Source organism: Streptomyces sp. NPDC093071, assembly GCF_044754545.1.
Lineage (GTDB): Bacteria > Actinomycetota > Actinomycetes > Streptomycetales > Streptomycetaceae > Streptomyces.
The window spans coordinates 1,097,405-1,112,489 of the sequence record NZ_JBIVPH010000001.1 but is presented as its reverse complement, the minus strand read 5'-3'; the positions used below and the strand labels follow the sequence as shown (position 1 = coordinate 1,112,489).

At 74.2% G+C, this 15,085-nt stretch carries 10 protein-coding genes; 9 read left to right on the top strand and 1 reads right to left on the bottom strand.

Annotated features, from left to right (window positions below):
• The first annotated feature begins 233 nt into the window (after positions 1-233).
• From ACIQD7_RS04610 to ACIQD7_RS04580, 7 genes are all read left to right on the top strand, one after another.
• Entirely contained in the window at positions 234-1,157 is a 924-nt protein-coding gene (locus ACIQD7_RS04610; RefSeq protein WP_121831107.1) for an LLM class F420-dependent oxidoreductase, read from the top strand.
• Positions 1,158-1,174: 17 nt separating this feature from the next.
• Positions 1,175-2,098 (top strand): homocysteine S-methyltransferase, encoded by a 924-nt coding sequence (gene mmuM / locus ACIQD7_RS04605; protein ID WP_402439329.1) that lies wholly within the window; start codon positions 1,175-1,177, stop codon positions 2,096-2,098.
• 76 nt (positions 2,099-2,174) lie between these two features.
• The gene (locus tag ACIQD7_RS04600) at positions 2,175-3,701 is read left to right on the top strand and encodes a 3' terminal RNA ribose 2'-O-methyltransferase Hen1 (RefSeq protein ID WP_402439327.1); all 1,527 of its coding nucleotides are present in this window, start codon (positions 2,175-2,177) and stop codon (positions 3,699-3,701) included.
• Complete coding sequence (locus ACIQD7_RS04595; protein ID WP_402439325.1) at positions 3,698-6,265, top strand: polynucleotide kinase-phosphatase; 2,568 nt, start codon at positions 3,698-3,700, stop codon at positions 6,263-6,265. The genes ACIQD7_RS04600 and ACIQD7_RS04595 overlap by 4 nt, the downstream gene beginning before the upstream one ends.
• Before the next feature lie 787 nt (positions 6,266-7,052).
• Positions 7,053-8,285, top strand: coding sequence for an arginine deiminase (locus ACIQD7_RS04590; protein WP_121831104.1), 1,233 nt, complete (start codon positions 7,053-7,055; stop codon positions 8,283-8,285).
• 161 nt (positions 8,286-8,446) lie between these two features.
• A complete protein-coding gene (gene argF / locus ACIQD7_RS04585; RefSeq protein WP_402439323.1) occupies positions 8,447-9,517 on the top strand; it encodes an ornithine carbamoyltransferase in 1,071 nt (356 codons plus the stop codon).
• Positions 9,518-9,649: 132 nt separating this feature from the next.
• On the top strand, positions 9,650-11,062 hold the full coding sequence (locus tag ACIQD7_RS04580; RefSeq protein ID WP_402439321.1) for an amino acid permease: 1,413 nt from the start codon (positions 9,650-9,652) through the stop codon (positions 11,060-11,062).
• Here the strand turns inward: ACIQD7_RS04580 and ACIQD7_RS04575 are convergent.
• The gene (locus tag ACIQD7_RS04575) at positions 11,043-11,534 is read right to left on the bottom strand and encodes an ATP-binding protein (RefSeq protein WP_402439319.1); all 492 of its coding nucleotides are present in this window, start codon (positions 11,532-11,534) and stop codon (positions 11,043-11,045) included. The two genes, ACIQD7_RS04580 and ACIQD7_RS04575, sit on opposite strands and share 20 nt — an antisense overlap.
• Positions 11,535-11,787: 253 nt before the next feature.
• Between ACIQD7_RS04575 and ACIQD7_RS04570 the strand changes: the two genes are divergently transcribed.
• Together ACIQD7_RS04570 and ACIQD7_RS04565 are read left to right on the top strand one after the other, a co-directional pair.
• Positions 11,788-12,615 carry an enoyl-CoA hydratase family protein gene (locus ACIQD7_RS04570; protein ID WP_121831100.1) on the top strand — a complete coding sequence of 276 codons (828 nt, stop codon included), beginning with the start codon at positions 11,788-11,790 and terminating at the stop codon, positions 12,613-12,615.
• Positions 12,600-14,891 carry a bifunctional salicylyl-CoA 5-hydroxylase/oxidoreductase gene (locus ACIQD7_RS04565; RefSeq protein ID WP_402439317.1) on the top strand — a complete coding sequence of 764 codons (2,292 nt, stop codon included), beginning with the start codon at positions 12,600-12,602 and terminating at the stop codon, positions 14,889-14,891. The genes ACIQD7_RS04570 and ACIQD7_RS04565 overlap by 16 nt, the downstream gene beginning before the upstream one ends.
• Positions 14,892-15,085: the final 194 nt, after the last annotated feature.

Genomic DNA, 15,085 nt, shown 5'->3' with positions numbered 1-15,085 from the left:
GCACCCGCGAAAGAGGGCAGGACCCACCGGGACGCCGGACGCCCACCCGCCGGGCGCTCCCGCCCCGGACGTCCGCCGACCGGGGTGCCGGGGGCCCGTCCGTCGGAGTGCCGGACGCGGGTCCGTCGGACGTGGGCCCGTCGGACGTGGGTCCGTCGGGCGATCCGGCCGGAGCGGGGGACGCGGGCGCCGGCCGGGAGGTTGGGCCGGGTCCGACGGTGCAGGATGGAGGCATGGATCTTCGCATCTTCACCGAACCCCAGCAAGGGGCCGACTACGACACCCTCCTCACCGTGGCCCGCGCCACCGAGGAGCTCGGTTTCGACGCCTTCTTCCGCTCCGACCACTACCTCAGCATGGGGTCCGCCGACGGTCTGCCCGGCCCGACGGACGCCTGGATCACCCTGGCCGGCCTGGCCCGGGAGACGAAGAGGATCCGGCTCGGCACGCTGATGACGGCCGGCACCTTCCGGCTCCCCGGCGTCCTCGCCATCCAGGTCGCCCAGGTCGACCGGATGTCCGGCGGCCGGGTCGAACTGGGCCTGGGCGCAGGCTGGTTCGAGGAGGAGCACAAGGCCTACGGCATCCCCTTCCCGAAGGAGAAGTTCGGCCGCCTCGAAGAGCAGCTGGCGATCGTCACCGGGCTGTGGGAGACCGAGGTCGGCAAGACGTTCACCCACGAGGGGGAGTTCTACCGGCTCACCGACTCCCCGGCGCTGCCCAAGCCCCTCCAGGACAAGATCCCGGTCCTGATCGGCGGACACGGCGCGACCCGCACCCCGAGGCTCGCCGCGCGGTACGCGGACGAGTTCAACATCCCGTTCGCCTCCCTGGAGGACAGCGAGAAGCAGTTCGGGCGGGTGCGGGCCGCCGCCGAGGCGATCGGCCGCCCGGCCGACGACCTGGTGTACTCCAACGCGCTGGTCGTCTGCGTCGGCCGGGACGACGCCGAGGTGGCCCGCAGGGCCGCCGCCATCGGGCGGGACGTGGACGAGCTCAAGGCCAACGGCCTCGCGGGCTCACCCGCCGAGGTCGTCGACAAGCTCGGACGGTACGCGGCCATCGGCTCCTCCCGGGTCTACCTCCAGGTCCTCGACCTGGACGACCTGGACCACCTGGAGCTGATCTCCGCCCAGGTCCAGTCGCAGCTGGCCTGAGCGGGAGGAGCGCGCCGATGAAACCGGTCCGTACGCTTGCCGACGCCCTCCGGGCGGAGGTCCTCGTCCTCGACGGCGGGCTCTCCAACCAGCTGGAGGCGCAGGGCTGCGACCTCTCGGACGCGCTCTGGTCCGCCCGGCTCCTGGCCGACGGACCCGAGCGGATCGAGGAGGCCCACACGGCGTACGTACGGGCCGGGGCGCGGGTGCTCATCACCTCCGGCTACCAGGCCACCTTCGAGGGCTTCGCCCGGCGGGGCGTGGGCCGCGAGGAGGCGGCGCGGCTGCTCGCCCGGAGCGTGGAGCTCGCGCGATCGGCGGCGGAGGCCACGGAGGAGGAGGTCTGGGTCGCCGCGTCCGTCGGGCCGTACGGCGCGATGCTGGCGGACGGCAGCGAGTACCGGGGGCGGTACGGGCTCTCCGTGCGGCAGCTCGTGGCGTTCCACCGGCCCAGGATCGAGGCGTTCGCGGCGGCCGGGCCCGACGTCCTGGCCCTGGAGACGGTGCCGGACGCGGACGAGGCGGAGGCGCTGCTGCAGGCGGCCGAGGGGTGCGGGCTGCCCGTGTGGCTGTCGTACACGGTCGAGGGCGGGCGGACCCGGGCCGGGCAGGACCTGGCGGAGGCGTTCGCGGTCGCCGCCGGGAACGACCGGGTGGTGGCGGTCGGGGTCAACTGCTGCGACCCCGCCGACGCGGGGCCCGCCGTGGAGACGGCCGTCGCCGTGACCGGGAAACCGGCCGTGGTCTATCCCAACAGCGGGGAGCGCTGGGACGCCGGGGCGCGGGACTGGAGCGGCGGGGCCGCCTTCGACCCGGAGCGGGTCACCGCCTGGGTCCGGCCGGGTGCCCGGCTCGTCGGCGGCTGCTGCCGGGTCGGCCCGTCCACGATCACGGCCCTCGCCGAGACCCTGGCCGCCGACGCCGCTGACGGAACCGGCTGACCAGGGGTCGTCCGCCCCTCCGGGCGCGCGGAAAATGCCTGGTGGGGTGGGGGAGGGCCGCACCATACTCGAAGACGTGTTCCTGACGATCAGTACGACCGGCACCCCGGAGCGACCCGCGACCGACCTCGGCTTCCTGCTGCACAAGCATCCCGAGCGGGCGCAGTCGTTCTCGACCTCGCACGGCACCGCGCACGTCCTCTATCCCGAGGCGAGCGCCGAGCGGTGCACGGCGGCGCTCCTCCTGGAGGTGGACCCCGTGGCGCTGGTGCGCCGCGGCAAGGGCAAGGGCCGGGGCGGCGCCCCGGACTCCGCGCTCGCGCAGTACGTGAACGACCGGCCCTACGCCGCGTCCTCGCTGCTCGCCGTCGCGCTCGCCAAGGTCTTCAAGACCGCGCTGCACGGCGACTGCAAGGCGATGCCCGAGCGGGCCGCCGCGCCGCTGCCGCTGCGGATCGAGGTCCCCGCGCTCCCCGCCCGGGGCGGCGCCGGACTGGTGCGCGCGCTGTTCGGCCCGCTGGGCTGGTCCGTCGTGGAGGCCGAACCGGTCGCGCTGGACGCCGAGTTCCCCGAGTGGGGCGACTCGCGGTACGTGCGGCTCGTCCTGGAGGGCGAGCTGCGGCTCGCGGACACCCTCAACCACCTGTACGTCCTGCTGCCCGTCCTCGACGACGCCAAGCACTACTGGGTCGCGCCCGACGAGGTCGACAAGCTGCTGCGCGCCGGTGACGGCTGGCTCGCCGGGCACCCCGAGCGACAGCTGATCACGGCCCGCTACCTCTCCCGCCGCTGGAGCCTGGCCCGGGAGGCGACGGAGCGGCTCGAACTGGTCCGGCTCGCCGAGGCCGAGGGCCTGGACGTCGAGGACGTGGACAACGCCGTGGACGAGACGACCGACACCGAGGAACGCCCGGTGCCGCTCGCCCAGCAGCGGCGGGACGCGATCCTGGCCGCGCTGGCGGAGGCCGGGGCGGCGCGCGTGCTCGACCTGGGCTGCGGACAGGGCCAGTTGGTGCAGGCCCTGCTCAAGGACCCGCGCTTCACCGAGGTCGTCGGCGTCGACGTGTCCGTCCGCGCCCTGACCGTCGCCGCGCGCCGGCTGCGGCTCGACCGCATGGGGGAGCGGCAGGCCGCCCGCGTGAAGCTGGTGCAGGGCTCCCTCGCGTACACCGACAAGCGGCTGTCCGGCTACGACGCGGCCGTGCTCAGCGAGGTGATCGAGCACCTGGACCTGCCGAGGCTGCCGGCCCTGGAGTACGCGGTGTTCGGCTCGGCCCGGCCCCGTACGGTCCTCGTGACCACGCCGAACGTCGAGTACAACGTGCGCTGGGAGAGCCTGCCCGCCGGGCACGTCCGGCACCGCGACCACCGCTTCGAGTGGAACCGCGAGGAGTTCCGGAGCTGGGCGGCCCGGGTGGCGGGGGAGTACGGGTACGAGGTCGGGTTCACCGCCGTCGGCCCCGACGACCCCGAGGTCGGACCGCCCACCCAGATGGCCGTCTTCACCCGCACCGCCACCGGAAACGGCGAGAAGACCGAGAAGACGGAGAAGACCGAGAAGGAAGAGAAGGAAGAGAAGGAAGAGAAGGAGGGACGGGCATGACCGCCACCACGGAAAGCACCACCGACACCACCACCGGGCGCCGGGTCCTGCCCGTCACCGACCTCTCCCTCGTCGTGCTCGTCGGCGCCACCGGCTCCGGCAAGTCCACCTTCGCCCGGCGCCACTTCAAGCCGACCGAGGTCATCTCCTCCGACTTCTGCCGGGGGCTCGTCGCCGACGACGAGAACGACCAGTCCGCCAGCCGGGACGCCTTCGACGTCCTCCACTACGTCGCCGGCAAGCGCCTGGCCGCCGGGCGGCTCACCGTCGTCGACGCCACCAACGTCCAGCAGGAGGCGCGACGGCAGCTCGTGCAGCTGGCCAGGACGTACGACGTGCTGCCGATCGCGATCGTCCTCGACCTGCCCGAGCAGGTGTGCCGCGAGCGGAACGCGGCCCGCCCCGACCGGGCCGACATGCCCGCGCACGTCATCCAGCGCCACCGCCGCGAGCTGCGGCGCTCGCTGCGCGGCCTGGAGCGCGAGGGCTTCCGCAAGGTCCACGTGCTGCGCTCCGTCGAGGAGGTCGAGGCCGCCGAGGTCGTCCTGGAGCGCCGCTTCAACGACCTGCGCCACCTCACCGGCCCCTTCGACATCGTCGGCGACGTCCACGGGTGCAGCTCCGAGCTGGAGACCCTGCTCGGCAAGCTCGGCTACGTCGACGGCCGCCACCCCGAGGGGCGCACGGCGGTCTTCGTCGGCGACCTCGTGGACCGGGGGCCCGACTCGCCGGGCGTCCTGCGCCGCGTGATGTCCATGGTCGCCTCCGGCGACGCCCTGTGCGTCCCCGGCAACCACGAGAACAAGCTCGGCCGCTGGCTGAAGGGCCGCAAGGTCCAGCGGACCCACGGCCTCGCCGAGACCATCGAGCAGCTGGAGGGGGAGAGCGAGGAGTTCCGGTCCGAGGTCGGGAAGTTCATCGACGGACTCGTCAGCCACTACGTCCTCGACGGCGGAGACCTCGTCGTCTGCCACGCCGGACTGCCGGAGAAGTACCACGGCCGCACCTCCGGCCGGGTGCGCTCGCACGCGCTGTACGGGGACACCACCGGCGAGACCGACGAGTTCGGGCTGCCCGTGCGCTACCCGTGGGCGGAGGAGTACCGGGGACGGGCCACCGTCGTCTACGGGCACACCCCCGTGCCGAACACCTCCTGGATCAACAACACCCTCTGCCTCGACACCGGAGCCGTCTTCGGCGGGAAGATGACCGCGCTGCGCTGGCCCGAGCGCGAGCTGGTCGACGTACCGGCCGAGCGGGTCTGGTACGAGCCGGCCCGGCCGCTCGCGACCGACGCGCCCGGCGGGCACCAGGGACGCCCCCTGGACCTGGCCGACGTGCACGGACGGCGGACGGTCGAGACCCGGCACCACGGCAATGTCGCCGTGCGCGAGGAGAACGCGGCGGCGGCCCTGGAGGTCATGAGCCGGTTCGCGGTCGACCCGCGCCTGCTCGCGTACCTGCCGCCGACGATGGCGCCGACCGCCACGTCCAAGGAGGACGGCTACCTGGAGCACCCGGCCGAGGCCTTCGCCCAGTACCGGGCCGACGGCGTCGAGCGGGTCGTGTGCGAGGAGAAGCACATGGGCTCCCGGGCCGTGGCCCTGGTCTGCCGGGACGCCGACGCGGCCCGCGAGCGCTTCGGCGCCGACGGGGTGACGGGCGCCCTGCACACCCGTACGGGACGGCCCTTCTTCGACGACCCCGCCGTCACCGAGGAGGTCCTCGCACGGCTGCGGGCGGCGATCGGCGCCGCCGGGCTCTGGGATGAACTCGACACGGACTGGCTGCTGCTCGACGGCGAACTGATGCCGTGGTCGCTGAAGTCGACCGGTCTGCTCCGCGCGCAGTACGCGGCCGTCGGCGCCGCCTCGGGCGCGGTGCTGCCCGGCGCGATCGACGCCCTGCGGCAGGCGTCGGCGCGCGGTGTCGAGGGGCTCGACGGGCTGCTCGACCGGCAGCGGGAGCGGGCGGTGGACGCGGAGGCGTTCACGGCCGCCTACCGTAGGTACTGCTGGCCGACCGAGGGCCTGGAGGGCGTGCGGTTCGCGCCCTTCCAGCTCCTGGCGGCGCGCGGGCGCTCGCTCGCGGCCGTGCCGCACGACGAGCAGCTCGCGTGGCTCGACCGGCTCGTGGAGCACGACCCCACCGGGCTGCTCCAGGCCACCCGCCGACTCGTCGTGGACACGGGCGACGAGGCCTCGGTCCGCGCGGGCACCGACTGGTGGCTGGAGCTGACCGGCGCGGGCGGCGAGGGCATGGTCGTCAAGCCGCTGGCCGCGCTCGTCCGCGACGCGAAGGGCCGGCTCGTCCAGCCGGGCGTGAAGGTCCGGGGCCGGGAGTACCTGCGGATCATCTACGGTCCCGAGTACACCCGCCCGGAGAACCTGGAGCGGCTGCGGCAGCGCTTCCTCGGCCACAAGCGGTCCCTCGCCCTGCGCGAGTACGCCCTCGGCCTGGAGGCCCTCGCCCGACTCGCGGACGCCGAACCCCTCTGGCGCGTCCACGAGGCCGTCTTCGCGGTCCTCGCCCTGGAATCGGAGCCGGTCGACCCGAGACTCTGACCGATCGGACGGGCCCCGCGCTCCGGTAGGCCGGGGCCCGCATTCCCGTCGGCCGGGCCCCGCGTCCCCGTCGGGTGCGGCCTGCGTTCCCGTCGGTCGGCCCCCGCGCCTCCGCCCGGTCGCGGCCCGTGTCCCTGCCGACTGGGGCCCGCGTCTGCGTCGGTCGCGGCCCGTGTCCCTGTCTGCCGGGGGCCAGGCTCCCGTAGGCCGGGGGCCCGCGTTCCCGCCGGTCGCAGCCCTGGGCCCGTCGGCCGAGGCCCGTTCCTCCGCCGGTCACGGCCCCGCGCCCCCGCTGCCCGGGGCCCTCCCCTCCCCGCCGGCCACCGTCCTCCCCGCCCCCGCTGGACCGTTCCGACGAGGGCGGGGAGGACCGTTCCGGCGGGGGGCGCAGGACCGGTCCGGGGGGCGCTCCCCTGCGCCCCTCGTGCTCGTTGACGTGTTTCTTCCGCACCCCCTAGCGTTCTTCACCCCGTCACGTGACGGGAGGTCAACGGCGTTGCCGCGCCCGGGGCACGAGGCGGGAACGCGCACGCGTACGCGTCGGTCGCGGAAGGCGGCCGGGCCGGACGCGCGTCGCCCCGGCACCGGTGCCGCCACGACACCGACGGCACCCGGGTCCCGGACGCGGCCGGGGAGCACGGACCGGTGTTGGGCCGTCGCGGGGGGACGGCCCAACGCCCCGGACCGGGGAAGGAGCCGTACGCACCGCACCGCACCGCCGACCGCGACCGTCCCGCCCTGTGTCGAAACGCGGGCCGCGAAGGCCCCCCTCCGTCAGGATGGACCCATGGGATTCCATGTCGATTCCGAGACCGGGCGGCTGCGCCGCGTCATCCTCCACCGGCCCGATCTGGAGCTGAAGCGGCTCACCCCGACCAACAAGGACGCCCTCCTCTTCGACGACGTCCTCTGGGTGCGGCGGGCCCGGCAGGAGCACGACGGCTTCGCCGACGTGCTGCGCGACCGGGGAGTGGAGGTGCACCTCTTCGCGGACCTCCTGAGCGAGTCGCTCAAGGTCCCGGCCGCCCGCGCCCTCGTCCTGGACCGGGTCTTCGACGAGAAGGAGTACGGCCCGCTCGCCGCCGACCACCTCCGGGCGGCCTTCGACTCCCTCGACGCCGTCGCGCTCGGCGAGGTCCTCGTCGGCGGGATGACGAAGCGGGAGTTCCTGGCGGCGCACCGGGAACCGACCTCGGTCCGCTTCCACGCCCTCGACCTGGACGACTTCCTCCTCGGCCCGCTGCCCAACCACCTCTTCACCCGGGACACCTCCGCCTGGATCTACGACGGCGTCTCCATCAACGCCATGCGCTGGCCGGCCCGGCAGCGCGAGACGGTCCACTTCGAGGCGATCTACAAGCACCACCCGCTCTTCACCGGCCCCGAGGCGGGCCCCTTCCACCACTGGTCGGAGGGGCAGGCGGACTACCCGTCGACGATCGAGGGCGGGGACGTCCTGGTCATCGGCAACGGCGCCGTGCTCATCGGGATGAGCGAGCGCACCACCCCGCAGGCGGTGGAGATGCTGGCCCGGGGCATGTTCGCGGCCGGTTCGGCGCGTACGATCGTCGCGCTCGACATGCCGAAGCGGCGCGCGTTCATGCACCTGGACACGGTGATGACGATGGTCGACCAGGACACGTTCACCCAGTACGCGGGGCTCGGGATGCTCCGCTCGTACACGATCGAGCCGGGGGACGCGGGGCAGCCGCTGCGGGTGACCGACCGTCCGCCGGAGCGGATGCACGACGCGATCGCGGCGGCCCTGGGGCTCCCGGAGGTCCGGGTCCTCACGGCGACCCAGGACGTGCACGCGGCCGAGCGCGAGCAGTGGGACGACGGCTGCAACGTGCTCGCCGTGGAGCCGGGGGTGGTCGTCGCGTACGAGCGGAACGTCACCACCAACACGCACCTGCGCAAGCAGGGCATCGAGGTGATCGAGATCCCCGGCAGCGAGCTGGGCCGGGGGCGGGGCGGCCCGCGCTGCATGAGCTGTCCGGTGGAGCGGGACGCCGTCTGAGGGGCGCGGGGGACCATCGGGGGACCAGCGGGCGACTGTCCAGCGGCCCCCGGGCGGCCCCGCCCCCGCACAGAAGGGGGCTGTATATAAATGTTGAAGTGCGTATAGACTTCCAGGGTCCCGATCGTCGTCCCCCGACCGTACCCACAGGAGCGCGACCCATGGCCACAGACCTCATCGGCCGCCACTTCCTCAAGGAGCTGGACTTCACCGCCGAGGAGTTCCGCGGTCTGGTCGCGCTCGCCGCCGAGCTCAAGGCCGCCAAGAAGGCGGGCGCGGAGGTGCGGCGGCTGCGCGGCCGCAACATCGCCCTGATCTTCGAGAAGACCTCGACCCGCACCCGCTGCGCCTTCGAGGTCGCCGCCGCCGACCAGGGCGCCTCCACGACCTACCTGGACCCCTCGGGCTCCCAGATGGGCCACAAGGAGTCCGTCAAGGACACGGCCCGCGTCCTCGGCCGGATGTTCGACGGGATCGAGTACCGGGGGGACAGCCAGGCCGCGGTCGAGGAGCTCGCCGCCTACGCGGGCGTGCCCGTCTTCAACGGCCTCACCGACGACTGGCACCCCACCCAGATGCTCGCCGACGTGCTCACCGTGACCGAGCACACCGACAAGCCGCTGGACCGGGTCGCCTTCGCCTACCTCGGCGACGCCCGCTTCAACATGGGCAACTCCTACCTGGTCACCGGCGCCCTGCTCGGCATGGACATCCGGATCGTCGCCCCGGAGGCGTACTGGCCGGCCGCGGACGTCGTCGAGCGGGCCCGCAAGCTCGCCGAGGCCAGCGGCGCCACCGTCACCCTCACCGAGGACGTGACGGAGGGCGTCCGGGGGGCCGACTTCGTGGCCACCGACGTCTGGGTCTCCATGGGCGAGCCCAAGGAGGTCTGGGACGAGCGGATCGCCGCCCTCGCCCCCTACTCCGTGACCATGGACGTGCTGCGCGCCACCGGGAACCCGGACGTCAGGTTCCTGCACTGCCTGCCCGCCTTCCACGACCTGGGCACCGCCGTCGGCCGCGACATCCACGCCCGGCACGGCCTGACCGAGCTGGAGGTCACCGACGAGGTCTTCGAGTCGGCCCACTCGGTCGTCTTCGACCAGGCCGAGAACCGGATGCACACCATCAAGGCGGTCCTGGTCGCCACCATGGCGGGCACGGGCACGGGCACAGTCACAGGCGCGGACGCGGGCACGGGTCCGGAGGCCGGATCCGCTGTCGGGGCATAGCGGCGCGCCCGATTGGGTGAACACGCGGGGCGCGGTTTACGATCGCACGATTCACGCACGTTTCAGGGGGGTTCGGGCAGGTAAGCCCGAACCCCCCTGACGCGTGCACGCACCAGAAACGAGAACCCCCGCATGACCCCGTCCGCCCCGCGGATCAAGACACCGCAGCAGCTCCTCGCCGAATCCGGCGCCGACCTCGAAGGCCACGGCCTCAAGCGCACCATGGGCCTCTTCCAGCTCATCTGCTTCGGCGTCGGCGCGATCGTGGGCACCGGCATCTTCGTCGGCCTCTCCGACAGCGTCGCGGAGGCCGGCCCCGCGGTCGTGGTCTCCTTCGTGCTCGCCGCGATCACCTGCGTCTTCACCGCCTTCTCCTTCGCGGAGCTGGGCGGCGCGATCCCGGTCTCGGGCTCCTCGTACTCCTTCGCCTACGCGAGCCTCGGCGAGCGGGCCGCCTTCCTCGTCGGCTGGTGCCTGCTCCTGGAGTACGGCGTGTCCGTCTCCGCCGTCGCGGTCGGCTGGAGCCAGTACCTCAACGAGCTCCTGGACAGCCTGACCGGATGGCAGCTGCCCGCCGCGCTCTCCGCCGGACCGGGCGAGGGCGGCGCGGTCAACCTGCCCGCCGTGGTCGTGATCCTGCTCGCGGCCACCCTCCTGGTGCGCGGGGTCCGCGAGAGCGCCCGGGCGACCGCCGCCATGGCCGTCCTCAAGATCGGCATCCTGGTCGTCTTCTGCGCCATCGGCTTCACCGCCTTCCAGGACGGGCACCTCTCGCCGTTCACCGGCAGCGGCGCCGCCGGCATCACCGCGGGCGCCTCCGTGGCCTTCTTCTCGTACATCGGCTTCGACGCGATCACCACGGCCGGCGAGGAGGTGAAGAACCCGCGCCGCGACATCCCGATCGCCATCCTCGTCTGCATCGGGCTCGTCACCCTGCTCTACTGCGCGGTCGCGCTCTCCGCGATCGGGGCGATCGGCGCCGACGCCGTCGCGAACAGCCCGGCCGCCCTCTCCGTCGTCGTGGACGAGGTCACCGGCTCGTCCGTCGGCGGCGGGATCGTCGCCTTCGGCGCGGTCGTCGCCATCGCGTCCGTGGTCCTCGCGGTGATGTACGGCCAGACCCGCATCCTGATGTCGATGTCCCGCGACGGGCTCGTCCCCCGGGTCTTCGAGCGGGTCTCCCCGAAGACCTCGACCCCCGTCGCCAACACCTGGATCGTCGCCGCCGTCTTCGCCGTGCCGGCCGCCTTCGCCCCGCTCGACGTGGTCGTCGACCTGACCACCATCGGCACCCTCGCCGTCATGGCGGTCGTCAACCTCGCGGTGATGGTGCTGCGCCGCCGCGCCCCCGAGCTGCCGCGCTCCTTCCGGGTGCCGCTCTTCCCGCTGAGCCCGCTGCTCGGCATCGGCTTCTGCCTGTACCTGATCTGGGGCACGGGCTGGGCGACCTGGGTGCAGTTCGCGGTCTTCCTGGTCGCGGGCGGGCTGCTGTACGCGCTCTACGGGCGCCGCAACTCGCGGCTCGTCACGTCGCCGGAAGCGTGAACCAGGCCGCCTTGCCGCGCGCGGTCGGGCGGTGACCGCAGTCGCTGCTGAGCGCCCGGACCAGGAAGAGGCCGCGGCCGTGCTCCTGCCAGGGGTCGATCTCGGTGTCCGGGTCGGGGTGGACGATCCGGCCGGGCGTCGGGTCGTGCACCTCGATCCGGCAGTCGCCGGACGCCGTGCGCGGCTCGACGACCAGCTCGATGGGCCCCCGCCCCGCGGTGTGCCGGACGGCGTTGGCGACGAGCTCGGCGGTGAGCAGCTCCGCCGTGTCGGCCTCGCCGGGCGCGACGCGGGCGAGGGCGTCGCGGACGAGGGAGCGGGCGATCGGGACGGCGGCGGTGGTGTGGGGCAGCCGGACGCGCCGGGAGGCCGGCGATCCGGCGCCGCCGGGCCCGCCGGGCCCGCCGGGCCCGCCGGGCCCGGCGGAGTCGGCGGCGCCGGCGCGATCGGTGGAGTCGAGGGTGTCGGGCATGGGAGGCAGGTTCCCTTCGCCGTGGGGGGCGGACGGGGGGAGGGACGGGGGAGGGGGGTTCCGAGACGTCCTGCCTCCGACCCTACGGAAGGGGACGGTCCCTTCCCCAGGGCACCCCCTCCCTTCCCGGTGAGGACTTCCGTACCCACTTCGCGGGGCCCTGTGGGCTCCCGGACCCTCTTTGTCGCGTACTCGTGACGATGGTCACAGAACGGTGATACGCTCCGGTGCGTGAGGAAGGAGGCCGTTCCGGATGAGCCCCTTTACCGGCTCCGCGTCCCGCACCGCCCGCTGGCGCCACCTGCGCCTGGACATCGACGAGGGCGTCGCCACCGTCACCCTCGCCCGGCCCGCGAAGCTCAACGCCCTCACCTTCGGCGCCTACGCCGACCTGCGCGACCTCCTCGCCGAGCTCTCCCGCGAGCGGGCCGTCCGCGCCCTCGTCCTCGGCGGTGAGGGCCGCGGCTTCTGCTCCGGGGGCGACGTGGACGAGATCATCGGCGCCACCCTCTCCCTCGACACCGCCCGGCTCCTCGACTTCAACCGGATGACCGGCCAGGTCGTCCGCGCCCTGCGCGAGTGCCCCTTCCCCGTCGTCGCGGCCCTCCACGGCGTCGCCGCGGGCGCCGGGGCGGTCCTCGCCCTCGCCGCCGACTTCCGGATCGCCGACCCCACCACCCGCTTCGCCTTCCTCTTCACCCGGGTCGGCCTCTCCGGCGGCGACATGGGCGCGGCCTACCTGCTGCCCCGGGTCGTCGGCCTCGGCCACGCCACCCGGCTCCTCATGCTCGGCGAGCCCGTCCGCGCCGCCGAGGCCGAGCGCATCGGCCTCCTGAGCGAGCTCACCGAGGAGGGCGCCGCCGACGCCCGCGCCGCCGCCCTCGCCCGCCGCCTCGCCGACGGCCCCGCGCTCGCCCTCGCCCAGACCAAGGCCCTGCTCACCGCCGAACTCGACATGCCCCTCGCCGCCTCCGTCGAACTCGACGCGGCTACCCAGGCCCTCCTGATGCACGGCGAGGACTACGCCGAGTTCCACGCGGCCTTCACGGAGAAGCGCCCCCCGCGATGGCGGAGCCGGTAACCCCGCCGGGGCCCCGGGCCGCACCCCCGTCCCCCGCCCGCGTCGCCGTCGTCGGCGGCGGCCCCGGCGGGCTCTACGCCGCCGCCCTGCTCAAACGGCGCGACCCCCGGCGCGAGGTCACCGTCTGGGAGCGGAACGCGCCCACCGACACCTTCGGCTTCGGCGTCGTCCTCTCCGACGAGACCCTCGGCGGGATCCGGGACGCCGACCCCGCCGTGTACGCGGCGCTCGACCGCGAACTCGTCCGCTGGGACGACATCGACGTCGTCCACCGGGGCCACCGCACCACCTCCACCGGCCACGCCTTCGCCGCCCTCGGCCGCCGCCGGCTCCTGGAACTCCTGCACGCCCGCTGCGCCGACCTCGGCGTACGCCTCCGCTTCCGCGCCGAGGCCCCGCCCGCCGCCGAACTCGCCGCCGCGCACGACCTGGTCGTCGCCGCCGACGGCGTCCACAGCCGCACCCGCGACACGTACGCCGCGCACTTCCGCCCCCGGATCACCACCCACCGCTGCCGCTACATCTGGCTCGCCGCCGACTTCGCCCTCGACGCCTTCCGCTTCGAGACCGCCGAGACCGGACACGGCATCGCCCAGCTCCACGCCTACCCCTACGCGCCCGGCGCCTCCACCGTCATCGTCGAGATGCGCGAGGAGGTCTGGCGCGCCGCCGGCCTCCACGCGCTCGACGAGGCCGGATCCACCGCCCGCTGCGCCGAGATCTTCGCCGGAGCGCTCGGCGGCCGGAAGCTGCGCGCCAACCACTCCGCCTGGACCGCCTTCCGCACGGTCGTCAACGACCACTGGTCGTACGGCAACACCGTCCTCATCGGCGACGCCGCCCACACCGCGCACTTCTCCATCGGCTCCGGCACCAAACTGGCCGTCGAGGACGCCCTCGCCCTCGCCGACGGCCTCGACGGACACCGCACCACGGAGGAGGCCCTGGCCGCCTACGAGACCGGGCGCCGCCCCGTCGTCGCGTCCACCCAGCGCGCGGCCGCCGCCAGCCTGCACTGGTTCGAGGAGCTCGCGGACCACGCCGACCGGCCGCCCCGCCGCTTCGCCTTCGACCTCCTCACCCGCAGCCGCCGCGTCACCCACGCCAACCTGCGCCTGCGCGACCCCGCCTTCACCGCCACCGTCGAGGACGACTTCGGCTGCCCGCCCGGCACCCCGCCCATGTTCACCCCCTTCCGGCTGCGCGGCCTGACCCTGCGCAACCGGATCGTGGTCTCCCCCATGGACCTGTACGTCGCCGAGGACGGCGTCCCCGGCGACTTCCACCTCGTCCACCTCGGGTCCCGGGCCCTCGGCGGCGCCGGACTCGTCATGACCGAGATGGTCTGCGTGAGCCCCCGGGGCCGCATCACCCCCGGCTGCACCGGCCTGTGGACCGACGAACAGGCCGCCGCCTGGAGCCGGATCACCGACTTCGTCCACACGAGCGCGCCCGGCACCGCGCTCGGCGTCCAGCTCGGCCACTCCGGCCGCAAGGGCTCCACCCGCCGCATGTGGGAGGGGATCGACCGGCCGCTCCCCGAGGGCAACTGGCCCCTCGTCGCCGCCTCGCCCCTCCCGTACCGGCCCGGCGTCAACCAGACCCCGGACGCCCTCGACCGCGCCGGACTCACCGCCGTCCGCGAGGAGTTCACGGCCGCCGCCCGGCGCGCCGCCCGCAGCGGCTTCGACCTCCTCGAACTCCACGCCGCCCACGGCTACCTGCTCTCCGGCTTCCTCTCCCCGCTCACCAACCACCGCACCGACGCCTACGGCGGCGACCTCGAAGGACGCCTCCGCTTCCCCCTCGAAGTCCTCGACGCGGTACGGGAAGCCTGGCCCGACGACCGACCCCTGACCGTCCGGATCTCGGCCACCGACTGGGCCGAGGGCGGCACGACCGCCGAGGACGCCGTCGCGACCGCCCGCGCCCTCGCCGCCCACGGCGCCGACGCCGTCGACGTCTCCACCGGCCAGGTCGTCCCCCACGAGACCCCCGCCTACGGCCGCTCGTACCAGACCCCGTACGCCGACCGCATCCGCAACGAGACCGGGATCCCCGTGATCGCGGTCGGCGCGATCTCCTCCTGGGATGACGTCAACTCCCTCCTCCTGGCGGGCCGCGCCGACCTCTGCGCCCTCGCCCGCCCCCACCTCTACGACCCCCACTGGACCCTCCACGCGGCGGCCGAACAGGGCTACGAGGGCCCGGCGGCCCCCTGGCCCGCCCCGTACCGCGCGGGCAGCCGCCGCCCGCCCACCGGCCGCCGCGACTAGGGGGTTTCTTGTCGATCATGCCGGGCTCGCGACGCCCGGCATGATCGACAAGAAACCCCCTGGAGCGCGTCCGGCGGAACCGGTCGAACGACCCCGCGAACCCTCCCCCTTGGGGATGAAGCACCGCCGCCGCCGTGCCCCCGGTCGCCCTCCCGCTGTTCTTCCGGCGGAAAGATCGTTCCGACCCCGGGAGA

Coding starts and splice junctions, on each gene's coding strand:
- ACIQD7_RS04610 (WP_121831107.1), top strand. CDS start 234: ATGGATCTTCGCATCTTCACCGAACCCCAGCAAGGGGCCGACTACGAC.
- mmuM (WP_402439329.1), top strand. CDS start 1,175: ATGAAACCGGTCCGTACGCTTGCCGACGCCCTCCGGGCGGAGGTCCTC.
- ACIQD7_RS04595 (WP_402439325.1), top strand. CDS start 3,698: ATGACCGCCACCACGGAAAGCACCACCGACACCACCACCGGGCGCCGG.
- ACIQD7_RS04590 (WP_121831104.1), top strand. CDS start 7,053: ATGGGATTCCATGTCGATTCCGAGACCGGGCGGCTGCGCCGCGTCATC.
- argF (WP_402439323.1), top strand. CDS start 8,447: ATGGCCACAGACCTCATCGGCCGCCACTTCCTCAAGGAGCTGGACTTC.
- ACIQD7_RS04580 (WP_402439321.1), top strand. CDS start 9,650: ATGACCCCGTCCGCCCCGCGGATCAAGACACCGCAGCAGCTCCTCGCC.
- ACIQD7_RS04575 (WP_402439319.1), bottom strand. CDS start 11,534: ATGCCCGACACCCTCGACTCCACCGATCGCGCCGGCGCCGCCGACTCC.
- ACIQD7_RS04570 (WP_121831100.1), top strand. CDS start 11,788: ATGAGCCCCTTTACCGGCTCCGCGTCCCGCACCGCCCGCTGGCGCCAC.
- ACIQD7_RS04565 (WP_402439317.1), top strand. CDS start 12,600: ATGGCGGAGCCGGTAACCCCGCCGGGGCCCCGGGCCGCACCCCCGTCC.